Source organism: Lentilitoribacter sp. EG35, assembly GCF_040784015.1.
Taxonomy (GTDB): Bacteria; Pseudomonadota; Alphaproteobacteria; order Rhizobiales; family Rhizobiaceae; genus Lentilitoribacter.
The window spans coordinates 58,788-81,862 of record NZ_JBFNGQ010000012.1 but is presented as its reverse complement, the minus strand read 5'-3'; the positions used below and the strand labels follow the sequence as shown (position 1 = coordinate 81,862).

The 23,075-nt window shown below is 44.6% G+C and carries 21 protein-coding genes and 1 pseudogene; 13 read left to right on the top strand and 9 right to left on the bottom strand.

All coding sequences use genetic code 11. The annotated features are described in order from the left end of the window. The first annotated feature begins 44 nt into the window (after nucleotides 1-44). The 8 genes from AB2J24_RS17525 to AB2J24_RS17490 are packed head-to-tail and all read left to right on the top strand — an operon-like array spanning nucleotide 45 to nucleotide 7,948. The gene (locus tag AB2J24_RS17525) at nucleotides 45-1,574 is read left to right on the top strand and encodes a sugar ABC transporter ATP-binding protein (RefSeq protein ID WP_367386438.1); all 1,530 of its coding nucleotides are present in this window, start codon (nucleotides 45-47) and stop codon (nucleotides 1,572-1,574) included. Beyond that, nucleotides 1,567-2,532 carry an ABC transporter permease gene (locus tag AB2J24_RS17520; protein WP_367386437.1) on the top strand — a complete coding sequence of 322 codons (966 nt, stop codon included), beginning with the start codon at nucleotides 1,567-1,569 and terminating at the stop codon, nucleotides 2,530-2,532. Before AB2J24_RS17525 ends, AB2J24_RS17520 begins: the two co-directional genes overlap by 8 nt. Further along, nucleotides 2,529-3,476 carry an ABC transporter permease gene (locus AB2J24_RS17515; protein ID WP_367386436.1) on the top strand — a complete coding sequence of 316 codons (948 nt, stop codon included), beginning with the start codon at nucleotides 2,529-2,531 and terminating at the stop codon, nucleotides 3,474-3,476. Before AB2J24_RS17520 ends, AB2J24_RS17515 begins: the two co-directional genes overlap by 4 nt. Further along, complete coding sequence (locus tag AB2J24_RS17510; RefSeq protein ID WP_367386435.1) at nucleotides 3,469-4,431, top strand: SMP-30/gluconolactonase/LRE family protein; 963 nt, start codon at nucleotides 3,469-3,471, stop codon at nucleotides 4,429-4,431. The genes AB2J24_RS17515 and AB2J24_RS17510 overlap by 8 nt, the downstream gene beginning before the upstream one ends. After that, nucleotides 4,424-5,329, top strand: a complete 906-nt coding sequence (gene ltnD / locus AB2J24_RS17505) for an L-threonate dehydrogenase (RefSeq protein WP_367386434.1) — start codon at nucleotides 4,424-4,426, stop codon at nucleotides 5,327-5,329. The genes AB2J24_RS17510 and ltnD overlap by 8 nt, the downstream gene beginning before the upstream one ends. Further along, nucleotides 5,326-6,558, top strand: a complete 1,233-nt coding sequence (gene otnK / locus AB2J24_RS17500) for a 3-oxo-tetronate kinase (protein ID WP_162654817.1) — start codon at nucleotides 5,326-5,328, stop codon at nucleotides 6,556-6,558. The genes ltnD and otnK overlap by 4 nt, the downstream gene beginning before the upstream one ends. Continuing rightward, nucleotides 6,555-7,202 carry an aldolase gene (locus AB2J24_RS17495; RefSeq protein WP_367386433.1) on the top strand — a complete coding sequence of 216 codons (648 nt, stop codon included), beginning with the start codon at nucleotides 6,555-6,557 and terminating at the stop codon, nucleotides 7,200-7,202. Before otnK ends, AB2J24_RS17495 begins: the two co-directional genes overlap by 4 nt. Then, entirely contained in the window at nucleotides 7,199-7,948 is a 750-nt protein-coding gene (locus tag AB2J24_RS17490) for a hydroxypyruvate isomerase family protein (protein ID WP_367386432.1), read from the top strand. Before AB2J24_RS17495 ends, AB2J24_RS17490 begins: the two co-directional genes overlap by 4 nt. Before the next feature lie 289 nt (nucleotides 7,949-8,237). On the opposite strand, the pseudogene AB2J24_RS17485 reads toward AB2J24_RS17490, so the two are convergent. Together AB2J24_RS17485 and AB2J24_RS17480 are read right to left on the bottom strand one after the other, a co-directional pair. Further along, nucleotides 8,238-9,458, bottom strand: a pseudogene (locus AB2J24_RS17485) (transposase). Nucleotides 9,459-9,558: 100 nt separating this feature from the next. After that, complete coding sequence (locus AB2J24_RS17480; RefSeq protein WP_367386431.1) at nucleotides 9,559-10,686, bottom strand: ROK family transcriptional regulator; 1,128 nt, start codon at nucleotides 10,684-10,686, stop codon at nucleotides 9,559-9,561. A gap of 281 nt (nucleotides 10,687-10,967) precedes the next feature. Between AB2J24_RS17480 and AB2J24_RS17475 the strand changes: the two genes are divergently transcribed. The 5 genes from AB2J24_RS17475 (at nucleotide 10,968) to AB2J24_RS17455 (ending at nucleotide 15,679) form a co-directional block, all read left to right on the top strand. Next, complete coding sequence (locus AB2J24_RS17475; RefSeq protein ID WP_367386430.1) at nucleotides 10,968-12,035, top strand: ABC transporter ATP-binding protein; 1,068 nt, start codon at nucleotides 10,968-10,970, stop codon at nucleotides 12,033-12,035. Further along, complete coding sequence (locus AB2J24_RS17470; protein WP_367386429.1) at nucleotides 12,032-12,886, top strand: ABC transporter permease; 855 nt, start codon at nucleotides 12,032-12,034, stop codon at nucleotides 12,884-12,886. Before AB2J24_RS17475 ends, AB2J24_RS17470 begins: the two co-directional genes overlap by 4 nt. Continuing rightward, the gene (locus tag AB2J24_RS17465) at nucleotides 12,883-13,710 is read left to right on the top strand and encodes an ABC transporter permease (protein ID WP_162654822.1); all 828 of its coding nucleotides are present in this window, start codon (nucleotides 12,883-12,885) and stop codon (nucleotides 13,708-13,710) included. Before AB2J24_RS17470 ends, AB2J24_RS17465 begins: the two co-directional genes overlap by 4 nt. A gap of 35 nt (nucleotides 13,711-13,745) precedes the next feature. Continuing rightward, entirely contained in the window at nucleotides 13,746-14,846 is a 1,101-nt protein-coding gene (locus tag AB2J24_RS17460) for an extracellular solute-binding protein (RefSeq protein WP_367386428.1), read from the top strand. A gap of 77 nt (nucleotides 14,847-14,923) precedes the next feature. After that, nucleotides 14,924-15,679: a glycerophosphodiester phosphodiesterase family protein gene (locus tag AB2J24_RS17455; RefSeq protein WP_367386427.1), complete on the top strand. Its 756-nt coding sequence runs from the start codon at nucleotides 14,924-14,926 to the stop codon at nucleotides 15,677-15,679. A gap of 35 nt (nucleotides 15,680-15,714) precedes the next feature. Here the strand turns inward: AB2J24_RS17455 and AB2J24_RS17450 are convergent, their stop codons facing one another. From AB2J24_RS17450 to AB2J24_RS17420, 7 genes are all read right to left on the bottom strand, one after another. Next, complete coding sequence (locus tag AB2J24_RS17450) at nucleotides 15,715-15,939, bottom strand: hypothetical protein (protein ID WP_367386426.1); 225 nt, start codon at nucleotides 15,937-15,939, stop codon at nucleotides 15,715-15,717. Between the two features lie 275 nt (nucleotides 15,940-16,214). Next, nucleotides 16,215-17,510, bottom strand: coding sequence for a 5-aminolevulinate synthase (hemA, locus tag AB2J24_RS17445; RefSeq protein ID WP_367386425.1), 1,296 nt, complete (start codon nucleotides 17,508-17,510; stop codon nucleotides 16,215-16,217). Between the two features lie 18 nt (nucleotides 17,511-17,528). Continuing rightward, on the bottom strand, nucleotides 17,529-18,458 hold the full coding sequence (locus tag AB2J24_RS17440; protein ID WP_367386424.1) for a tetratricopeptide repeat protein: 930 nt from the start codon (nucleotides 18,456-18,458) through the stop codon (nucleotides 17,529-17,531). 2 nt (nucleotides 18,459-18,460) lie between these two features. After that, a complete protein-coding gene (locus tag AB2J24_RS17435) occupies nucleotides 18,461-18,898 on the bottom strand; it encodes a cytochrome c-type biogenesis protein (RefSeq protein ID WP_367386423.1) in 438 nt (145 codons plus the stop codon). Continuing rightward, nucleotides 18,895-19,455 carry a DsbE family thiol:disulfide interchange protein gene (locus AB2J24_RS17430; protein WP_367386422.1) on the bottom strand — a complete coding sequence of 187 codons (561 nt, stop codon included), beginning with the start codon at nucleotides 19,453-19,455 and terminating at the stop codon, nucleotides 18,895-18,897. Before AB2J24_RS17430 ends, AB2J24_RS17435 begins: the two co-directional genes overlap by 4 nt. Further along, nucleotides 19,452-21,452 carry a heme lyase CcmF/NrfE family subunit gene (locus tag AB2J24_RS17425; RefSeq protein WP_367386421.1) on the bottom strand — a complete coding sequence of 667 codons (2,001 nt, stop codon included), beginning with the start codon at nucleotides 21,450-21,452 and terminating at the stop codon, nucleotides 19,452-19,454. Before AB2J24_RS17425 ends, AB2J24_RS17430 begins: the two co-directional genes overlap by 4 nt. After that, nucleotides 21,452-22,939 carry a PLP-dependent aminotransferase family protein gene (locus AB2J24_RS17420; protein WP_367386420.1) on the bottom strand — a complete coding sequence of 496 codons (1,488 nt, stop codon included), beginning with the start codon at nucleotides 22,937-22,939 and terminating at the stop codon, nucleotides 21,452-21,454. Before AB2J24_RS17420 ends, AB2J24_RS17425 begins: the two co-directional genes overlap by 1 nt. Nucleotides 22,940-23,075 lie beyond the last annotated feature (136 nt).

The window sequence follows — 23,075 nt, the reverse complement described above, 5'->3', positions numbered from 1 at the left end:
TGGAGGTCGACGATCACAAGATCGTCGACCTATTTATTAAAGCCATGACCTCTGCACAACATTTTCTTGAGATGCGCGGTATCTCAAAGCATTTCGGCGCCACTAAAGCGCTTAATAATGTCAATTTTTCTTGTCGTTCCGGTGAAATTCACGCGGTATTGGGAGAAAATGGCGCAGGCAAATCCACGCTTATGAAACTCATATCGGGTATTTTTAAACCTACAGAAGGAGAAATCTTCCTTGAGGGTAAAAAGATTGATCTGAAATCGCCCAAAATGGCTCGTGAAACCGGCCTTGTGTGCATGTTTCAAGAACTATCTCTTGTTCCTGATTTAACTGTTCAAGAAAATCTTCTGCTAAGTGCACGTGGCAGTGGCCTTGGCTGGCTCAACTCTAATTCACTGACCGTAGCCCGTGAAGCATTGGATCAGATTGATGGAGAGAACATCCATTTCTCGACCCGCGTGGCAGATTTAACCTTGCCTGCTCGTCAACAAGTAGAAATTGCTAAAGCTATCATGATGCGCCCGCGGCTTTTAATCCTCGATGAAGCAACATCTGCGCTCAATTCAGGTGTGGTTGAAAAAGTCTTTAAACGTGTGCGCGAAGAACGTGATAATGGGACGAGCATCTTATTCATCTCTCATCGATTTCATGAAATCGAAGCTTTGGCAGATCGTATCTCAGTGTTTCGCAATGGCCAATGTGTTGAGACATTTTCACAAGGCCGACATAACTACGGTGAAATTATCGATATGATGGTGGGGCAAAAAATTGATGAACTGTTTCCACCGAAACCGCTGCCTATTCAAGCTGCACCAACGATGATGCAGATAAATGAGTTTAGCTGGGGTAATGAATTAAAATCCATTTCTTTAAATGTAAAGCAAGGGCAAATTGTTGGATTGGGCGGCCTCGACGGACAAGGACAAAACACATTGTTACTTGGCTTGTTTGGGTTGTTAAAACATACGAAAGGGAAGGTACTTGTTGCAGGCAAAAAAGTTGATATCAACAGTCCCAAAAATGCCAAACATCCTGATATAGGCCTCGCACTGATACCCGAAGACCGGAAAACTGAAGGACTTATACAAGATCAAACAATTGCGGAGAACCTCGAACTCGCTGCTCAGGGTATTGCAGAACTAGATGCAACTGATCCGACATTGTATCAGGCTTCATTGGATCAGTTGGAGCTAAAACATGGTGGGCTTGATCAGCCAGTTTCCTCGCTTTCTGGCGGCAATCAGCAAAAAGTTGTTCTGGCGAAATGGTTGGCACTAAAACCTAAATGCCTACTTCTATCGGACCCTACGCGGGGTATAGATGTGAAAACAAAAACGCAGATATATGCAATTCTTCGTAAATTAGCCGATGAAGGAACAGCAATTATTCTACTCAGCACAGATTATGAAGAGCTCATTCATCTGTGTGATGAGACCCATATTTTCTATGAAGGAAATATTGTTGCCTCACTTAAGGGTTCTGAAATGACGGCACAGAATATTATCGCAGCATCGATGAACATTTCAACTCTTTCCACGGTGAACAAAACGGGGGAACAACATGCTTGATTATATGCGTAGTAATCGCAGAGAAATGATTGCAGCATTTGTGCTCATCGTTCTTCTGGCGACATATCTTGGAACCCACCCACGTGGCCCCTCAACCTATGTTATTACAATTTGGGCAAACCAAGCCACGATTTTGGGTCTTGCGGCAATTGCTCAGTTTTTTGCCGTTGTTGTTCGTGGAATAGATCTATCCGTGGGTGCGGTTATGGCGTTGACAAACACGCTTGCATCGCACCTTCTGGAAGGTTCCGCATTGGACATTTCATTCGGGATCATGGCCGTTCTTGCGGCAGGTGCTGCATGTGGTTTGCTCAACGGATTGTTGATTGTTTATGGGCGAATACAGCCAATTGTGGTTACCCTAGCAACGGCCTCGATTTTCGTCGGTTTAGCTTTATTATTGCGCCCAACACCTGGCGGGGCCATAAACTATGATTTGGCCGACGCTATAACTTTAGACGTGTTTGGAATACCAACCGCACTGATTATTACTGCCATTCTAGTTTTTGGGTTTTGGTTACCCTTCCGCCGAACTGGCCTCGGATTAGGGCTGTATGCGCTTGGTTCATCCGAGCAAGCAGCTTTCCAATCTGGGATTAATACAAAAACTGTCCGCATTTTAGCCTTTGTCCTTGCTGGATTATTTGGAGGACTTGCAGGCTTATTCTACAGCTTTGTAACCACAACAGGAGACGCAGGTATTGCAGCCAATTTCACATTAAACTCGATTGCTGCAGTTGTGCTTGGCGGCGTGCTGCTTAGGGGTGGTGTTGGGTCGTTAATTGGCGCGCTTGCAGGTGCATTTATTCTCAAGACGATTGCGTCACTTATGTTCTTCTCCGGCATCCCTTCGCTAGCGCAACCGTTATTTGAGGGCATGATCTTAGCTGCCGCAATTGCCATTGGTGGAGCGGATGTTTTGCGTGTACGCAATCGTTTGGAGATCTTTGGAAGATGACAAAGGCAATTACACTAGACAGTCTCATGCCATATTTTGGCTGCATTGCATTGATCATGGCTGGAAGTCTATTTTTCCCGCAAATTTTGTCCGCAGATTACCTACTACAACAGCTTCAAATCGCTGCGTTCTTGGGTCTTCTTGCAACAGGCGCAACCATTGTTATTTTACTTGGACATATTGATTTATCGGTGCCTTGGGTTCTAACAGGTGCCGCAATTATCTCGACAGCCTTAGTCGGATCAGGCGACCCCATATTAAGCGCGATAGCTATACCTGCTGCTCTCCTGTTCGGTGCCTTTATCGGCATCATAAACGGTGTTGGAGTTGCCATATTGCGCATCCCATCTATGGTTTGGACATTGGCTGTAAATTCTATTTTACTCGGTTTAGCAGTGCTCAACACGGGTGGATTTAATCCTAAAGGTGAAGCAAGCCCCCTCATGGTCGGCATGGCTTCTGGCAACCTGTTTAGTATTCCATTGGGTTTTCTTTTGTGGATGGCAATTGCAGCCTGTTTAGCCTTTTTCTTGTTGCGCACACCTTTTGGTCGATACCTGCGTTCTATCGGATATAATGAAAAAGCAACGTTCCTGTCTGGTGTCTCTACACCCTCGGTCATTTTCGTTGCATTTGCCATTGCAGGTATGTGTTCCGCTCTTGGCGGAGTTTTGCTGGCTGGTTATGCAAATCAAGCGTACCAATCAATGGGCGACCCGTTTTTATTGCCCACCATTGCAGCTGTGGTTGTCGGTGGCACATCAATCTTGGGCGGCCGTGGTTCGTTATTTGGCACCATTGGTGGAGTACTTTTTATTACATTGTTAACGTCAATTTTATCAGTAATGCAGATCAGTGATGCATGGCGCAATATGATCTTTGGTTTTGTAATTTTGGCTATGCTTTTGTTCCAAACATTGCGAAAAGGGCTGCACAATGAGTAATATTCCTCGGTACATAGTTGTTGACCCGATATTTGAAACATTCATCGATACGTCCATTGTCCCTGAAGTAATAGCGGACGGGTGCGCATGGACTGAGGGTCCTGTGTGGTTTGAGAACGCACTCTATTTCAATGATATACCCAACAAGCGAATGATGCGCTGGACGGAAACTGACGGTGTGAGCACAACACTTGCTAACAATGAGTTTGCGAATGGCAATAGCCTAGATATTGACGGACATATTGTATCTTGCGAACACGGCGGGCGACGCGTTATCAGACGAAACAACCATGTTGATTTAGCAAATGTGCAGGTTGTCGTTGAATCATATCTCGGTAAAAAACTAAACTCACCGAATGATCTTGTCGTAAAATCTGATGGGTCCATTTGGTTCACCGATCCGCCATATGGCATAAATTCAGATATTGAAGGGTATCCTGCTGATAGTGAAATTGGTGGATGTTATGTTTTTTGCGTGACACCAGCCGGTGATCTACGCGCGGTTGCTACCAATTTTGAAAAACCAAATGGCCTTGCATTTTCACCAGACGAAAAACGTCTCTATATAGCTGACTCAGGAGCCATAAAGGGTGCTAGTTTCCCCGGCATTGATTACGAATTACCACATCATATTCGAATGTATGATGTCGATAACTGTACCCTTAAAAATGATCGTATTTTTGCTGTAGTTGCTCCCGGTGTGCCGGATGGATTGCGCGTTGACCAAGGCGGCTTTGTCTGGACATCAGCCCAAGATGGTATCCATTGTCTATCCCCAGAAGGCGCGTTGATTGGTAAGATTTTACTGCCGTCGCAAACATCTAATATTTGTTTTGGTGGGCCTGATGGAAAAACAATGTTCATCACATCATCTGACAAAGTATATCGTGTGTACAGTCAACGAAGAGATGCAGCACACGTCATAAAAGAAAAATTCGGAGACAGAAATGCTTGATCAACAGACAGTTGCCGTTTTTGGCTTGGGATCGATGGGTTACGGCATGGCGTCATCATGCTTAAATGCGGGATTTACAACATTCGGCATAGATATAACCGATAAACCGATGGAACAATTTCGCGCAGAGGGTGGCTCAACTGGAAATGTTCATGATCATCTATCGGAACTTGATGCTGTTCTTGTGGTTGTTTTAAATGCTGCGCAAACCGAGGCTGTTCTATTCGGTGAAAATGGTATTGCACCAAGCCTAAAAAAAGGCACTGTTGTCCTAGCATGTGCAACTGTGCCCCCAGAATTTGCAAAAGACATGGAAAACCGCTGCGCAAATCATGACGTTTTATATCTAGATGCTCCTATTTCAGGTGGGGCGGCAAAGGCTGCTAGTGGAGAACTGTCCATTATGGCATCAGGGTCGCCTTCAGCATTTACATCAGCAAAACCTGTGTTAGATGCGATCTCCGCAACTGTATTTGAATTGGGTGATGCTGCGGGCGCTGGCTCGGCCATGAAAGCGGTTAATCAGCTACTTGCGGGTGTGCACATTGCAACCATGGCAGAGGCTTTAACTTTTGGCATGACCCAAGGCGTCACGCCGGAAAAATTTGTTGATGTTATCTCTCAATGCGCTGGCACGAGTTGGATGCTTGAAAATCGTGCACCACATATTGCGAATGGTGACTACACTCCGCTTAGCCAGATTAATATTTGGCCAAAAGACCTCGGCATTGTTCTAGATGTTGCAAAATCGGTAGGGTTTAGCGCACCCATAACTTCGGCAGCATTACAACAATATATGGTCGCTGTCGGCATGGGATTAGGCAAAGAAGATGATGCTTCAATTGCAAAGGTTTATGCTCGAAATGTGGGCTTAAAATTACCTGGAGACAAAGCATGAAGCTTGGCTGCATTGGAGATGACTTTACAGGTTCAAGTGATCTAGCAAATACTCTGGCAAAAGGTGGTATGCGGACAGTTCAGTATTCTGGTATTCCAAATGTAAATGCACAAGATTGGGTTGAAGCAGGTGTGGTTTCACTCAAATCTCGCTCGATTGCGTCAGAAGATGCCGTTGCGCAATCTCTTGAAGCCCTTGAATGGTTGAAAGCGCAAGGTTGCACTCAATTTTTTTTCAAATATTGCTCTACATTTGATTCCACTAAAGATGGTAATATTGGCCCCGTCGCGGATGCAATTGCAGGTGCATTGGATGCGCATAAAGTCATCGTATGCCCAGCATTTCCTGGTGCAGGGCGATCAATTTATCAAGGTCATTTATTTGTAAATGACACATTGCTTAATGAATCTGGGATGCAAAATCATCCGCTCACACCAATGATCGATTCAGATGTTCGCCGTTGGCTTTCTTACCAAACAAAACATCAAGTGGGACATGTGAGTATTGCAGCTGTGCACAATGGGGCAGACGCAATTAAAAATGCACTGGACGCAGCACACAAAAACGGCCAACGTCTTGTTGTTGTTGACGCTATTGCTGATGCAGATCTAAATGCCATTGGTCAAGCCGCTGCTGATCTGCCGTTTATTACTGGCGGTTCTGGTGTTGCTTTAGGGCTTCCCGCCAACTTTGGATGCACCGCTGGCCAGACCAAATGGACAGGGCAAACTGGCAAGGCCGCCGCATTATCAGGTTCATGCTCGATTATGACACGACGGCAAATTGCAGCTCATAAAAAGGTTGCGCCCATATACGAGATTAATGCCGCTGATGTAATCAATAAAAACCTGAAGTTAGATGATGTAATAAAATGGATAATTGAGCAAGATGGTTTGCCTTTAGTATATAGCTCCGCTGACCCTGATGATGTCAAAGCTGTTCAAGCAAAATATGGCCTTAAACGCTCTTCAGAAGCTTTGGAATGTTTCTTTGCAGATTTGGCTTGTGGTTTGGTTGCCAATGGGGTTACGCGCATCATCACAGCAGGCGGTGAGACATCTGGCGCTGTTGTCGAGGCATTAAACATCTCGCAGTTGGAAATAGGCCCAGAGATTGCCGCAGGTGTTCCAGCTTTGCGCGCAAATTCTGATCTCGTTCTTGCGCTTAAGTCCGGAAATTTTGGGTCGGAAGATTTTTTTAACAAAGCCGACAAGGTCTTATCAAAATGACAGAAAACCAGCTTCGGGAAAAGATATGTATATTGGCGAAATCTCTTTTTGATAGAGGTTTTACACATGGTTCAACAGGAAATATATCCGCACGGTTGGATGATGGAGGATTGCTTGTTAGCCCAACGGGTACATCGTTCGGGCGCCTTGACCCGGGAAAACTGAGTACATTCGATGCGAGCGGCAGGCATATCGGTGGTGATAAACCAACAAAAGAAATGCCATTACATTCTGCATTCTATGATACACGCAGCACCGCTGGTGCAGTTGTTCATCTGCATTCATGTCATTCTGTTGCTTTGTCACTGTTACCGGGTGCGGACGAAGACAATTTCCTACCTCCATTGACACCTTATGGAATTATGAAACTTGGTAAGGTTAAATTACTTCCTTTTTTTCTACCCGGTGATCCGGCTATGGGTGAAGCCGTTCGCGGACTTGCAGGCAAACGATCTGCAGTCATGCTTGCAAATCACGGACCAGTTGTCGCTGGCAAAGATATCGAAGCTGCATGTACTGCGATTGAGGAATTAGAAGAGACCGCAAAACTTGCGATATTAACTCAAGGTCTTAATCCAAATAGACTTAGTCAAACTGATGTTCGAAATATAGTTGATGGCTTTAATGTGGAGTGGGATGATTGATACAGTTTTCTGCAAATTTGGGCTTCCTTTGGACTGATAGAACTCTACCAGATGCAATAAGGGCCGCTAAATCTGCGGGATTCTCAGCCGTTGAATGTCATTGGCCCTACGATACGCAGCCAGAACTTGTGCGCAAAGCGCTTGAGGAAACAGGCCTGCCAATGCTCGGCTTGAACACACATCGCGGCGAAGCGGGACAAAACGGTTTAACTGCTTTGCCGGACAGAGTAACGGATGCAAGAACAGCTATTGACCAGGCCGTTGAATATGCTGATCTCATTGACGCGCAAGCCATTCATGTCATGGCAGGCTTTGCAGACGGTGCAAGCGCTAAAACAACATTTGTGGCCAATTTACATTACGCAGCTGAAAAAACTGCGAGAACTATACTCATCGAACCTCTTAACCGACATGATGCACCAGATTATTTTCTCCAAACAACGGACCAAGCTTATGATATTATCGCAGAAGTGGCAGCGCCGAACTTAAAGCTGATGTTTGATTGCTACCATGTGGGCCGGACAGAAGGTGACATAACAACGAGGTTAGAAAACCTCCTTCCACACATTGGTCATATCCAATTTGCATCTGTGCCTGATCGCGGCACACCCGACCATGGTGAACTCAATTACCGTGAAATATTTGCTACTATAGAAAAACTTGAATGGAACAAACCTATCGGTGCCGAATACAAACAAACAGGACCGACCGATGATAGTCTGAACTGGATGAAAGACTTTTGCTAAATATAGAAGAATCAAAAAGAGTTAGCACTTTCCCGTTAATCTCCAAATATTTCTAATACACCTATTCTTACTTTGGAATAAGGCTTACCCCCTCATTCATATCAATTTAGTGGCGGCTTAGGGCCGAGGCTGTGTGGAAACGTATTAGTTTTGTTGGTACTGGTTTGAATAGGCCGTTTGAGCTGTAATTTTTGGGATAGGCTATAGAAAAGCATATACTGGTTTTATTATGGTTCTCTATTGGTTTTTGACGCTTGTTCTGGCTGTTTTCGCAGATATGTGCCGAATATCACGCAGCTTTGATTGCAGCGGTCAGGTTTTGTAGGGCGATGATATTGAGGACGCGTTTGAAGTCATAGGCAAGCACGTGCAGGCTTGTTTTTGTGGCGACATTCTTGCGAGTTCGGGTCAGAAAGTGGCTATGTCCCATCCATGTTTTCAGTGTTCCAAAAACATACTCAACTGTTGACCGCCGAATGCGCATTGCATCTGGCTTGTCTTCCAATCTGTGTTCCACATCATCCATTATGGCTTCATGATCCCAACGTCTGATGCAACGTATTTTCTCCGGTGTGCAGCGTGATTTTAGATGGCAGTTTGAACAGGCTGTCAGGTGCCTGTAGAAATTGACATTGCCCCTGCGATCAGAGCGGTGAGCACCTTTGGTCAGGACCTGTCCTGCGGGGCATGTATAGGTGTCTGTTTTAGCGTTGTAGATAAAATCCTGTTTGATATGGTGTTTGCTATCAACAGCGGTTTGAATATTATACCCAACGATACCAGTACCACGATGCCGCATGGAACGCGCATCAGTATCAGTGGTTGAGACCTGTTTGTCAGGTGATTGTTCCAGTTGGATGCCAATCGCCTGAAGTTCAGTCATGTATTCACGAAGCGTGGCATTCTTTCCTGAAGTTGTTCAATCTTAGCTGATGGGAGAGCTGGCTCATTCCTATCAGCAGCATCAAGCTTATTTAGATAGCCTGTAATGCTAGCTTTGATATCATCCATTCGCCGCTGTAACTTGGCAGGCGTGAAGTCCTTGTCACGATTATTATCAGCTTTGAACTTTGAACCATCAATGGCAACAAGCTCACCGTTCAGAGCACCATCCAATAAACCTATCTGACGACACAGCATACAAACTGGCAGCAGGTCTGCTGGATCGCCTTGCTATTGTCCCGCCGAAAGTCGGCTATCGTTTTAAAGTCAGGAACAAGACGACCTGTTAGCCAGATCAGTTCAATATTGCGACCAGCTTCGCGCTCCAGTCTGCGACTTGAGTGGATACGGTTCAAATAGTCATAAACATAGATCTTCAATAAAACAGAAGGATGATATCCGGGTCGACCCGTATGAGCAGCACCTTTGAAACCCATTGCCGCTAGATCAAGGCCATCTAAAAAGCATCAACAGCGCGAACGGGATTATCTTCACCAATAAAATCTTCAAGATGGTTAGGAAATAAAAGGCCTTGTTCTCGATCATCACCCTCAATGAAACGCTTCATCCAATACCTCTTATTAACGAAACAAAATATATCACATTCACCCGTTTCCACACAGCCTCGGCCCAAAGCGGACATTGGAGGAATCGCATACTTAGTTTTACTAGAGTAGTATTTGCTGCTTGATGGGTAGTAGTGCTGCACCAAAAGAGGCTGCGTCACCATCGATATCTGACTTGATAAGTGAAGGTCGAGATGGTGAACGTACTGTTGGGTCATGATCGCCAAACGGATTGGATGATGCATTGATCAGCATATCGCGTAATGCTGGGGGAGCTTCTCCTCCAAACACAATAGCTGAGGGGTCGGTGATGGCGGATAGTGCCCGGATTGTTAAATTCAAATGTGGCGTAACTTCATCCACCCATTCTCTCACGCCTGGCATGTTAGGATCAAATTTTTCTGCCAACTCCCGTATCGAATTGATGTTGATTCCGTGATTTTTCAGGCGGATCAATAATTCGCCGAGCGCGGGCCTGCTTGTCATCTGGTCGGGTGTTAGAATTGTACCCAATTCACCTGCATTCATGTGCGCGCCGGTTAATGGGCGACCGTCTATGATGATACCTCCACCAAAGCCATAATTGAAGGATAGATAGGAAAATGAAGCATGTGTTCGTCCTGCACCGACAAGCGTTTCTGCAATCGCGTTTGCATTAGCATTGTTTTCAACCCAAACATGATCGTGAAGATGACCTGTTAGCTCCGGCAGCAGCGGGATATTGGCCCATTCGGAAAGTTGAGAAGATGTGTGAAATTTGTCTGGAGCGCCAAGTCTATAACCTGTTATCGCAAAACCTACGCCGACAATTTTATTCGTCGGCACACTGTGTTCTTCGGCCAATCGTTCCATACTCGATTTTATGCCCTTTATAACAATGTCACGATTGTTCAGGTTTGTCGGTTCGACATAAGTGTCAATAATCTGGGTGCAAGACAAGTTAACCAAGGAGAGTTGAATGGTATCCGTGTTGAGCGAAACTCCGAAGGCAAATGCGGCATCATCAATCAGAGTAAGGGTTAGGCTGGGCTGACCAGGGCCGCTTTTTGTCTCCCTATCTGCTTTCAATAGGTTTTTTGAAATTAATGAATCTACAATGCGATGAACTGATTGTTGCGTGAGTCCTGTGTGTTTTGTAAGGATTGAGCGAGAAATCTCAGGATTTCTGTGTACGATATCTAACACCAATCGTTCGTTTTCTGTGGCAATTCTTCCTTGCCGATCACGCATACTCATTTCAAATTCTATCTCGCCAATACGTGTTACTTAACTGAAGAAACATATTTCTACACTTAAAGTTATGAAATTAATAGCCGTAGTGTTTTTGCCAAAGTTAAGGCAGTTGATGCCTGTAAGACCGCATGTAATTTTTGGTTTTTTTGTAAATAACTTGACTATCACTTTGAATTACACATAAAGTGTCATATTAATTACACATTAAGTGTATAATTAAACTTCACACGGTAAAAAAATCGCGACAAAAGCGAAAATAGTGGAGTTGGGAGGACAGTTTGGCAAATATTGCTTTGACGAATGTGACAAAGGTATTCGGGGAATTTACAGCCGTGGATAATATCTCCGCAGAAATATCTGACGGTGAATTTGTTACATTATTAGGCCCATCTGGTTGTGGAAAAACTACACTTTTAAACTTGATGTCGGGTTTTTTAATTCCTGATGGAGGGGCTATTCAAATCGGTGGAGCGGACGTCACAAATGCTCCACCTGAACAACGTGACACAGCGATGTGTTTTCAGTCTTATGCTTTGTTCCCCCATCTATCTGTAAAGGAAAATATAGCCTTTGGATTACGTCAACAAAAGCTGCCCAGAAAAGAGATAGAGGAACGTGTAACCGAGCTTGGCAGGCAGTTGGGATTGCAAGCTCAGTTTGCAAAGCTTCCAAACCAGCTATCAGGTGGTCAGCAGCAGCGTGTTGCTCTTGGGCGATCATTGGCTGTACGACCAAGTGTGATTTTATTTGATGAGCCGCTTTCCAATTTGGATGCAAAATTACGGGAAAGCGTACGTTTTGAAATTCGAAAAATACAAGCGGAAGCTAAGTTAACAGCGATTTATGTCACGCATGACCAATCCGAAGCGCTGGCAATGTCAGACCGAATATTTGTGATGAATGCGGGGCGTGTTGAACAATCTGGTACCCCAAAGGAAATCTACAACACACCAGTAACCAGATTTGTAGCTGACTTCATAGGTGCCGCCAACATTCTCGAGGGTGAAGTTATTGGATCATCTGATAACGGCTCGTGGATTTTTGATACCCAGATTGGTCAGCTGGCAGTTGAATGCAAGAAAAAGCCCGAGGCAAAAAAACATTACCTGTGTTGGCGACCCGAGGATGCCGTAGTTGCTGCAAAACCGGGCAAAGGTGCTAACAGCAATTATCTTGAGGCCGATGTTTCGACGATTGCCTATCAGGGCGGGTTCACGGATGTGTTCGTTCATATAAATGATCTTGCGCAACGAATTCACGCCAGTGGAACATTTGAAATCTCCGATCAGAAGGCGAAATTCCAAATTCCACAAGATAAGATACGAATTCTGGAGCCGGTTTCATGAAAATGAAAGATTGGCTCAAAGTTGTGTTGCTTCTGCTGCCGGGCGTTGGCCTGATCGTTTTCTTTATGGGCACTGTCGCCTACATTGCTTTTGCACAATCTTTTGGCCTTTACAATTTGTCTGGTGTTAGTGAATTTTCGACTTCCTTTTGGGAGGCGATGGTCAGCAAAAAAGCCTATATGCGTTCCGTACGTTTCTCTCTCTACGTCGCAACGATTAGTGCGCTACTTTCTGTGGCCATCGCCTACCCAATCGCTCTTTGGTTACGAAAACCATTCAGGGGTTCAATCGCTGTGGGTGCTTTGTTAAAGGCACCGTTGCTGGTTCACGGCTTGGTTGCAGCCTTTTTGTTTATTAATATCATCGCCTATCACGGTCTGTTAAACCAAACGATGATTGGTCTTGGCATTTGGAATGAGCCAAGACGTCTTCAAAACGATAGGAATGCGATCGGTGTGATTATTCTTCAAACATGGAAGAATATGCCATTTGCGTTATTGCTACTCACAGGTGCTGTTCAGAGTATCAGCGACGATGTTCTTAATGCTGGAAGAGACCTCGGCGCAGGTGCCTTTGATCGATTTAGGAAAATCATTGCTCCGCTGACGGTATCTGCAATGCAGGCGGCGCTTGTCATCATCTTTATTGGTGCTCTTTCCGATTTCTCATTTCAGACAATTGCAGGTCCGACGAACCGTCAATCCATGGCTCAATATATGACTTATTTTAGTGATCTTGGCCGATGGAACGAGGCTGGTGTTGTGGGTGTTACTCTGATGATCGTTTCATTCGTTGGCGCGATAACGCTTACGCTCGCTGCGCGGTTTATTTTCGGAGGCAGACGGTCATGAACATGTCTCGGCTTAATAAAATTCTTATGTTCAGTTTAATAACGGTTTGCGCACTGTGGTTAGTTATACCTTTCACAATGGCCATCCTCTGGTCGTTGGTCGACCCCGCCGAACCATGGACAGTAGATAAACTTATTCCACCGCAAATGTCATTCTATCGATGGACATATATGTGGGAAAATTCGTCGTTAAAACAGGCACTTTTCAACTCATATGCACTGGCACCAACGGCGGCAATAGCTACCTTATTACTGTCACTTCCAACGTCATACGCACTGGGTCGATTAAAGTTTCCAGGTCGTGAATCGGTTAAGATTATCGCTCTCTTACCTCTGGTCATTCCGCCCTTCGTGACATCAATTTTCTTCTCATCCATTTTGTTTCAACTTGGCCTTACACACTCTCGGTTCTCCGCAATCGTCCTAGCACACACTGTCGTATTCATGCCCTATGCCATACGCATTATGACAGTCTCTTTTGAACAGGTTAGACAAGATCATATCAATGCAGCCAGGGATCTTGGCGCACCCTTATTGCAGCGATGGAAGGTTGCCTACTTACCTGCACTTAAACCAGGCATTATGGCTGCTTTATTGATTGTCTTTATTCAATCAATCGAAGAGTTCGCGATCGCGTTTATCATTGGTTCGCCAAATCTGGTTACAATTCCAACACTTCTATATGCATCCTTGGGGCAGGATTTTGTCCGCCCAAATGCCGCTGTGTTGTCACTCATTCTCGTTGTCCCAAATGTAATTCTCATGCTCTTTTTGGAAAGGCTTCTCAAGTCGGCCAATCCAACTATGAGCTCGGGAAAAGGATAGCGTGAATAATTCAAACAAACTGAGGATATTTTGTCATGAATAAGTTTCTTACTAGCATAGCGGCGATTGCCGTATCAACAACTGGAGCTTTTGCCTCGGACCTTTCTTCTATGTCTTGGGATGAGATCGTGGCCCAAGCGAAAGAAGAAGGTTCTGTAACTTTCACTAACTGGTATCTTCAAGATGCCATGCGTGATGCCATGAAACCATTTGAGGAGAAGTACGGCATCAAGGTTACTATTCCTGAAGGTAAAATGACAGCAAACAGAGATAAACTGTTAGCTGAAGCCAACCGTGAAAAAGGTGACTTTGATGTTTTCGCGTTTGGATTTAACGATTTTGAGGTATTGGATAAGGAAAGTCTATTTTTGACTTTAGATGCCTTGCCAAAAGATGATGGCCGCAAAACTAAGTTGGCTGGAATAGATGGCGGAAAATTTGTCGTCGCATATTGGGGTAACCAAACCGGTGTTTCCTATGATCCTGCAAAGGTAGCAGAAGCCGATTTGCCACAAACTCCAGCCGAATTTGAAGCATTTTGGACAGCTAACCCCGGCAAATTTGGCTTCAACTATGAAAAAGGTGGCTCCGGCCCATCGTTTTTCCATAATGTACTTCGCGTCGTCGGCGATGTCGATCTTTCTAATGGTGATGATAGCGCAGAACGTGTCGCGGAACTTCAAGCGGGAATTGACTTCTTTAATAAGAATGCTGAAAACTATGTCATTACCGCATCAAATGCAGATTCAATAACACGGGTGAGTGACGGTGAACTCTGGATGGCACCGGGTTGGGAAGACCATGTTGCCGGTTTGCAAAAGCGTGGCGAAATACGCAAGGACATTAAGTTTTACGTGCCTTCTTTTGGTATGAACGGTGGTGGTAATGGCGTTGCAATTCCAAAAAATTCACCACACCCTGCCGCGGCTCTTGTATTCATCAATTGGCTAACGTCAGCTGAAACACAAACAAGCTTCAATGCAAACTTTGGCACAGCGCCAATGCATGCAAACGCGGATGATTCAAATGCACTTGTTCCGAATGATCAACGTGCATACACCCAGCCATGGGGCGCACAACCGCTCTTTGACAAAATAAACGAAACATTCATCGAGAATGTAATTCAAGAGCGCTAAATCTTCTCCCAAGTGCTTGTCTGGTTCGGGTCGATTGGCCCGAACCAGGATTCTAATTTATTGAAAGAAAGAAAACTATGTCAGAAGTTCGGCCTATTATTGATTCAAAATTAATTCTTCATAGAGGTGCATCTGCGTACGCGCCCGAAAATACATTGGAAGCGCTGCGTTTGGCGGCTGAGATGGGTGCAAAATGGATCGAAACTGACGTTCGTGTGTCGAACGATAATGAATTGGTGATGATCCATGATGAAGAGGTTGATCGTACGACCGATGGCAGCGGGTTTGTCGCACAAATGACTTTGGATGAGATCAAAACCCTGGATGCTGGTGGCTGGTTTTCGGGAAAGTACAAAGGTGTTAAAATCCCGAGCCTTAAAGAATACCTTGAAACGTGCCTCAAGCTCGATCTTGGTTTGGTTCTCGAGCTTAAAGTGACACACGGATGGGAAGAGAGATTAGGCAATCAGGTTGCTAAATCAATCAAAGAGATTTGGACCGGTAAACCTGAAAAACTTGTCCTTTCAAGTTTCTCTGAACGGGTGCTAAAAATCGTGGAGGAGCAAATTCCGGAATTTCCCCGCTGTCTTGCAGTGACAGCGGTGCCTGATGATGTTGAGCAACGCCTTAAGGAAATAAATGGCAAGATGATTCACTTACAACATAGTTTTGCTAATGATGAAGGATTATCAAACTTAAAAAATGCAGGCTGTGAGTTCGCGTTTGCAACGGTAAATGATCCAACACGTGCAAAGCTTCTACTCTCTCAAGGAGCATCAAGCATTATGACCGACAGGCCGGACATCTTCGCAGCTTCTAATGCAGCAGAATGAGTGAATTTTCTGAACGGTTGGAGTTTATAACGGAGTTATCTGAATGCGCCCAACAAGGGAGGGCTCAGGTTGATCGAAAACATAAACTGCTTGCACTGCGTTGCCTTTGCCATTGAATGGGCTTCCATTAAAGCACCATCTAAGTCATCCGCAATAAAGCCTCTAAGATCGTAAAGCTCGACATGTTGGTTGTCTTCTTCATTGGTCAAGTGATTGGCAAGCTGTCGTGCGCCACCACGTTGCGAGGCTTTTAAAATCATTGCAACTGATACAGCTTATGGAAATGGTTCAGTATATAAATTGACGCTGCTAACAAGGGATGTAAAAATCATGTGGTCTAGGGGAGAAAATCTGGATGTATCTTTGTACTATCAAGCCTGTCGCTCACAGAAGTATTATTCCTGACCGAAATTAGATGCATAGAAACTTTTCTTATACATTCCAATATTAATGGCAACCTTGGCTCTGTTTCATGTTTACGCCCGTTTACTTAGATTTTGTATAGACCTTCAACGTAATGCCGCTTTTGAAATTGTCACCCAGCTTGATCCTTGCAATTATTCCTCTCAAAGGGGAGTTGAAATTTTGTCCATACTGTGTGGAGTGCTTCGACAAATTTATCTATCATGACAGGAGTATGGTTTGGTGATAGCGTTACTCGTAAACGTTCGGTGCCCTTAGCAACTGTTGGGTAGTTAATTGGCTGCACATAAATATCAAAATTGCTAAGAAGTTCATCTGCGACTGCTTTGCACAAGCGCGGATCAGCAATCATTATCGGCGTTATATGGCTTTCCGACGGAAGAAACGGTATTCTTGCCAAAGTTAATCGTTTTTTCAGGTACGCAACAGCGCTGTGCATGGCTTCACGCTCGTATGAGCTTTGCCGTAAATGTGCAATTGAAGCGCGCGCGCCAGCGGCAATGGATGGTGGCATGGTGCTTGTGAAAATAAACCCACTGGCATGACTGCGAATTGCATCAATAAGTGCCGACGAAGACGTAATATAACCACCAACTACACCGTAAGCCTTGGCAAGAGTTCCCTGAATAATGTCGATTTCATTGTTCAACCCTTCCCGTTCAGCTACACCCGCACCTGTAGGACCATACATTCCGACAGCATGGACCTCATCAAGATACGTCATCGCATTGTAACGCTTGGCAAGTTCAATAATTTTTGCGATCGGACCAATATCTCCATCCATGGAGTAAACTGATTCGAATGCAATTACCTTGCAACGCGATTTGGGCTGCTCCTTAAGTAGGTCCTCCAAATGATCAATGTCATTGTGTTTGAATATCTTCTTTTCTGATTTGCTGGCTGAAATACCCTGTATCATTGAAGCATGATTTTGATCATCAGACAGTATCAGGCAATCGGGCAATAATCGTCCAAGAGTAGATAATGTTGCTTGATTTGCGAGATAACCGCAGCCAAAAACAAGTGCTTTTGGTTTTTCATGAAGTACGGAAAGCTCATGTTCTAATGCAATAATATCTCCATGATTACCCGAGATATTCCGCGTTCCGCCAGAGCCAGCACCATGCAGGTCGATTGCTTCCTTCATCGCCTTTCTAACATTTGGATGCTGTCCCATTCCTAAATAATCGTTGGAACACCAAATAGAAATTTCCTTTGGTTCACCGTGAATAATTGCTTCTGAGTACGGGAAATGCCCAACTTGCCTATTATGCTCCTGAAAATGCCTGTAGCGCCCCTCTGCAATCAGTTCGTTCGTAGAACTCATCATATGGTCATCATAAATCGTGCCATTATTCTGGGCATGTACTTTTTGTAAATGGGGACGACTAGATAGATCGGATCTCATAATACCAGTTTCCGTTGGTCAGTTTTGCGCATAAGAAGATTCTAAAATTTTCTGAATTTGCGGTTGAATAGGATGGTCATCTGCAATGACCTGGCTAAGTTTTTGTAATTCTTCAACAGCTTCATTATTACGATTAAGTCTATGCAGGAGAAGGCCTTTATACCAAAGAGCTTCTAAAGTATCTGGCGCATGTTTCAGGACTGCTTCTGTGTGATTGAGTAAAACTGAATTATCTCTGGTGCCTTGATCAATTGCTACGCGCAAAAAGTCCAAACGAAACTCCATATCGGCTGGAAATGCTTCTGTCGCTTCTTCTAATAAATTGGGAATGTCTTCGTTGCGTCCAAGCACACGATAGCTTCTTAACAGCATAACATAATCCTGTCGGCTCCCGTCTCCGCCCTTTATGCGGCCTTCAAGCCGCCCAACCATCTTGGTGACATCCGGTTGCCCGTTCTCGTCCAGGCGCGCGTTAAATGGAGATGGCATTTCTGCGTCTTCTGCAATTGGAATACGCCCATCATCATGGGGTGAAATATCTAAGTTAATATCACTCAATGACGCGTACTGACTAACTCCAACTGCAAGAGGTGCACAAATGATTACAAGCCCAAGAATTGATAGCTTTAACCATCTATTTGTTGAACCAAAACGGTACGGTAAATGGCTAAATCGATGGTTTCGGGCGTTCTCGAGCGCATGTTCTGCATCTTTATATAGAATATTACTTACTGATTTGTGCTCTTCACTATCAATTCGCCCTTCTTGGAAAGCGTGGTCATTCTCTCTTATTAAGTTAAGTAAACGATTTTTTTCATGCACCCATCTAGCGCTCGGATCTAATACTTCTAACCCAACACCAAGGTCTCTATGTTTAGTTCGCAAAAACGGCATAGATAAAAGAAACAGTAGACTAGATAGTAATAGGAAAATTAGAATCCAAATCATGTTTAAACCTCCATCTCATCTAGGCGTTGCTCGTCAAGCACATCTTTTTGACTAGGAGGATCGCGATGCATTGCTTTAATCAATCGGTAAGCAATGAAAATGAACAAGAAGCCAAACCCAAACGGAAGAACCCACAGGAATAGACTGGGGCCATTTGTAGCCGGCTCTAGCAAAACATAGTCTCCATAACGTTCACGAAAAAACAGGATGATGGCATCATCAGTTGCCCCAGCTTCAATTTGTTCGCGCAGAAGAAACAACATTTCCTGTGCTATTGAGGCCTGGCTGTCCAGTATGTTCTCACTTTGGCATACAGGGCACCGGAGAATTGAAGCGAGCTCACGTACTCGAGGCTCATTCTTATTTTCTGTCACGAGTTGTTGGCCACCTGCATGAACAGTCAGCAAGATACCTAACAAAATTGCTATTATGACTCTCATGGATTTACCCCAATTTTGGGCAAAATTTCTTGCAGAACTCGCCTATTCAGAGGTCCAGTGTGACGCCATTGAACTATACCATCTTTATCTGCAAAAAATGTTTCCGGCATACCATATACGCCAAAATCTATACTTGTGCGGCCACGCGGATCGATGCCAGACGAATAGGGAAACTGACCCTGAGTGCTAAGAAATTGTAGCGCGTTACTATTGGTGTCACGCGAGTTTACGCCAACCATGACGAATTCTTTCGTGTTATTTGCCTTACTACCAAGCCAGATAAGTTCATCATGTTCCTGCCTGCAGCTTGTGCACCACGAGGCCCAGAAGTTGATAATGAAGGGCTTACCAAGATAGTCTTCAGTTTTCACTAGACCTGTTTTTGTGAGCATCGGAAGTGAAAAGCCTGGAACCTCACGACCGATGAGAGCCGATGGCAAATAAGAAGGGTCCCGTGTCAAACCAACAGCAAATAGAACCAGCAAACTTACTGCAGAACCAGCGAGAACTACACGCCAATTTAGGATATATGATTGCTTTCTGGTTGCGCAGGTCATTCAGCTGGCACCTCAACGCTTTTGGGTAAGTGTACATTAGGTTTACGAAAGGCGACTGATTGTGTGAGTGATAGCATGCTACCCGCAAGCACGATCATCCAACCGAGCCAAATCCATATAATTAACGGGTTCCAAAATATTCGCGCTGTTATTCCTCCGCTTTCAGATTCATTGCCCATGACCATGTATAAATCCCCGCTGAAGAAACTATGTATCGCGATCTCCGTTGTTGTCATATTTCGAATTTTATAAAATCGCTTCTGGGGCTGCATCACAAAAAGCAAGTTCCCGTTTTGCGAGACACTGAATTCTGCTACGCGGCCTTGAAAATTTTCGCCGTCCGTATCCGCCAGATTTCGCAGAGTCACCGTGAAATCTGAAATTTCAGTACTTTGTCCGATGTTTAAGAAAACTGTTTTTGTAGACTGGAAAAGACCGGAACCAATCATACCAGCTGCAATTAGCACGATACCAAAATGAACAATCAGGCTTCCCATTCGTCGCCGGCTATTCGTCAGTGTTTCATAAATAGAAAGCCACAAGCTAATGCTCTTCAGGCGTTTTCGTGTTGAAACAGCGATTGATATATCTCTGATAATGCAAGCTGCAGCGAAACTAACAGCAAAAGTCGCGAGAACTGTAATAGTGCGTGCAGCGGGCAAAAACATGCATGCAATAGCTAAGATAGAACCAAAAATTAGTTGCTTATATGATATGTGCCATAACCTTTTAAGTGTCATACCACGCCAAGGAATGGATGGCCCGAGCGCCATCAAAAACATAAGCGCGACCATGACTGGCAAAACAACTATATTGTAATATGGTGCGCCAACCGATACTTTCTGGTCAGAGACCACCTCAAGGAAAAGTGGATAAATTGTACCGATAAATACGCATGTTGCTGTGAGTAACAGCAAGATACTATTGATCAGAATTCCGCTCTCGCGCGAAATTAGTTTTTCGACAATTGCTTCACTTTCAAGGAGCTGACTGCGCCAAATAATAAGGCCATAGCTGACGACCATGGCGACTGCCAAGAAGATCAACATGTAAGTGCCGCGTCCAGGGTCCACTGCGAACGAGTGCACAGACGTTAAAACACCTGAACGAACCAGAAAAGTTCCAAGTAATGTTAAAAGAAATGTTGTGGTAACAAGGAATACATTCCAAGTTCGAAACATATGCCGTTTCTCTTGAACCATCATGGAATGCACGAGGGCTGTTGCAGTCAGCCATGGCATAAGGGAAGCATTTTCTACTGGATCCCATGCCCAATAGCCTCCCCATCCCAATTCGTAGTAGGCCCAATAACCACCAAAAATAATCCCGGAGGTAAGGGCTGCCCAAGAAAACAAAACCCAACGGCGGACTGCCACGACCCACTCTATTCCGCTATACCCGCGGATCAAAGCGGCAATGGCAAATGCAAATGGAACTGTAAAACCAACATAGCCCAGATAAAGTACAGGTGGATGAAACGCTAAACCGGGGTCCTGCAAGAGTGGGTTCAAGTCCTGACCATTTAATGGGGTAGGAGTGAGCGTGAGGAACGGATTTGAAAGAAAAATAATGAAAATTAAAAACCCAATTTGAACCGCACTAAATGTTGCAATAATCAAAGGCATAGAGAGTGGGAAATTTCTCCAATGAACACAGATCGCACTGAAAGAAAATACCGCCAAATACAACGCCCAGAGAAGTAGGGAACCTTCATGGGCGCTCCAAAGTGCAGAAACTTTGTAGAGCATAGGCAGGTTCAAATTGCTATTTTGTGCAACATAGGCTGCTGAGAAATCATTTATGATAAATGCTCGAAAGAGAACCAAAACTCCAAACAACACCAATGCAGTATGAATACCCATAGCATTTCTTGCGGAAATCAGCGCAGAAAGATTTCGAGTGCGCTCTGCAACAGTTGCTACGATAAAAGCATAGATTGACAATATCAGCGCTAAAGATACAGCAAGTTGGCCAAGTTTTAGATAACTGATGTCCATCACTTTTCCAGCCCTCTCAAACAGTCATCAATTCCTGATATGGAGCTTTCTATCTTGGCTTCGCTTATTGCGGCATACCCCATAACAACAGTTTGTGAAAATGACTTGTTTTGCTTGGATATCCACGCCCCGCCGGTCTCGGGTCTATATATGCCAATACCATTTAGTAATGCGGATTTCTCCAACAAAGAGGGACTACCGTATTTAGTCGGTAAAGACCATGATATATGTATACCAGCTGTTTCGCCAACGATCTGACAATCGCCAAATAGGTTATGAAGACCAGAAACAAGGCAATCACGACGCTTCATGTAGGCCGTTCGTATTCGCCTGAGATGACGGCGGTAGCCGCCGATATGGATGAACTCAGCCATTGCAGCCTGTTTCATCCAGCCAGTACCATTGCTAATAAGCTGTTTCCAATCCCGTAGTGGATGCATGATCTTTGGATTGGCTATTAAGTAGCCTAACCGGAGTGCGGGACCGAAAGATTTGGAAAAGGTGCCGAGATAGATAACACGCCCTGTTTGATCCAGCCCCCTCAACGAGGTCAGAGGCGCTCCATCGTAACGAAATTCTCCGTCATAATCATCTTCTACAATATAGCTCCCGGTCTTTCTTGCCCATTCTAACAAGAGAAATCTTCGCTCAAGGGAAAGCGTTGAACCAATTGGATATTGGTGAGATGGCGTTACATAGACAATCCATTTACCTGTTTTGGGCAAATCATCGATTTTGATACCTTGATTATCGACTTGCACTCCTTTGCTTGCGTAGCCCATCGCAGTAAACAGAGCCAGCGCTCCAAGGTAACAGGGGTCTTCGTGCAAAAACCCATATCCTTTGTCTTTGAAGGCCATTGCAAGCAATGTCAGACCATCCTGCGTACCACTTGTAATCAATACGTTATCAAAATTGGTGGATATACCACGAGATGGGCCCACATGATCTGATACAGCAGAGCGCAATGTCTCCAGTCCCTCTGGACCTCCATAAACCGACATAGAATCGGTTTGATGTCGCAGTTTGGTTTCAACAATTTTACGCCATTCACTCTTCGGAAATAGTTTTGACTCCGTCCTGCCAATCCAGAAATCAGCCTTGAGCCGCCGACCGTCCGCCCTTTCATGCTTATGAACCAGAAGGCGATCTATCGGACTAGTTTCATCATTATTCTCGCTGGCAAGAACCCTCTCACCTCCGACGGTGCTTCCTCTTTGTGAGCTCATGGCAGCTTCAGGCAGTATTGAGCTTACAAAAGTTCCGACATTGGCTTGAGTTTCAATATACCCTTCCGCATATAATCTTTCATAGGCTAACACGACAGTATTTCGCGAAACTCCAAGCTGCTCGCTAAGTACTCTCGTTCCAGGTACAGCATCACCGCTTCGCAATCTGCCCTCAAGAATCATCGCGCGAAGCTCTTGAAAGACTTGCGTTTGAAGTGTTCGTTTATCATCCGGATTTAGTGCTAAAACAACTGGCATCTCTTCCCCCCGGATCTACTATAACTTAACATGCGACAATATGCATGGTGCCGGCCCCTCTCTTATTGTTGAGTCCGGCTCAAGTATTTGTATTTCGAAATAAGAAATCTACACGCATCAAACCAAAGTTTGGGAA

Coding starts and splice junctions, on each gene's coding strand:
- AB2J24_RS17455 (WP_367386427.1), top strand. CDS start 14,924: ATGTCAGAAGTTCGGCCTATTATTGATTCAAAATTAATTCTTCATAGA.
- AB2J24_RS17495 (WP_367386433.1), top strand. CDS start 6,555: ATGACAGAAAACCAGCTTCGGGAAAAGATATGTATATTGGCGAAATCT.
- AB2J24_RS17430 (WP_367386422.1), bottom strand. CDS start 19,455: ATGACCTGCGCAACCAGAAAGCAATCATATATCCTAAATTGGCGTGTA.
- AB2J24_RS17440 (WP_367386424.1), bottom strand. CDS start 18,458: ATGATTTGGATTCTAATTTTCCTATTACTATCTAGTCTACTGTTTCTT.
- AB2J24_RS17420 (WP_367386420.1), bottom strand. CDS start 22,939: ATGCCAGTTGTTTTAGCACTAAATCCGGATGATAAACGAACACTTCAA.
- AB2J24_RS17435 (WP_367386423.1), bottom strand. CDS start 18,898: ATGAGAGTCATAATAGCAATTTTGTTAGGTATCTTGCTGACTGTTCAT.
- AB2J24_RS17525 (WP_367386438.1), top strand. CDS start 45: ATGACCTCTGCACAACATTTTCTTGAGATGCGCGGTATCTCAAAGCAT.
- AB2J24_RS17465 (WP_162654822.1), top strand. CDS start 12,883: ATGAACATGTCTCGGCTTAATAAAATTCTTATGTTCAGTTTAATAACG.
- AB2J24_RS17515 (WP_367386436.1), top strand. CDS start 2,529: ATGACAAAGGCAATTACACTAGACAGTCTCATGCCATATTTTGGCTGC.
- AB2J24_RS17460 (WP_367386428.1), top strand. CDS start 13,746: ATGAATAAGTTTCTTACTAGCATAGCGGCGATTGCCGTATCAACAACT.
- AB2J24_RS17480 (WP_367386431.1), bottom strand. CDS start 10,686: ATGCGTGATCGGCAAGGAAGAATTGCCACAGAAAACGAACGATTGGTG.
- AB2J24_RS17450 (WP_367386426.1), bottom strand. CDS start 15,939: ATGATTTTAAAAGCCTCGCAACGTGGTGGCGCACGACAGCTTGCCAAT.
- AB2J24_RS17470 (WP_367386429.1), top strand. CDS start 12,032: ATGAAAATGAAAGATTGGCTCAAAGTTGTGTTGCTTCTGCTGCCGGGC.
- AB2J24_RS17425 (WP_367386421.1), bottom strand. CDS start 21,452: ATGGACATCAGTTATCTAAAACTTGGCCAACTTGCTGTATCTTTAGCG.
- AB2J24_RS17520 (WP_367386437.1), top strand. CDS start 1,567: ATGCTTGATTATATGCGTAGTAATCGCAGAGAAATGATTGCAGCATTT.
- ltnD (WP_367386434.1), top strand. CDS start 4,424: ATGCTTGATCAACAGACAGTTGCCGTTTTTGGCTTGGGATCGATGGGT.
- hemA (WP_367386425.1), bottom strand. CDS start 17,510: ATGAGATCCGATCTATCTAGTCGTCCCCATTTACAAAAAGTACATGCC.
- AB2J24_RS17510 (WP_367386435.1), top strand. CDS start 3,469: ATGAGTAATATTCCTCGGTACATAGTTGTTGACCCGATATTTGAAACA.
- otnK (WP_162654817.1), top strand. CDS start 5,326: ATGAAGCTTGGCTGCATTGGAGATGACTTTACAGGTTCAAGTGATCTA.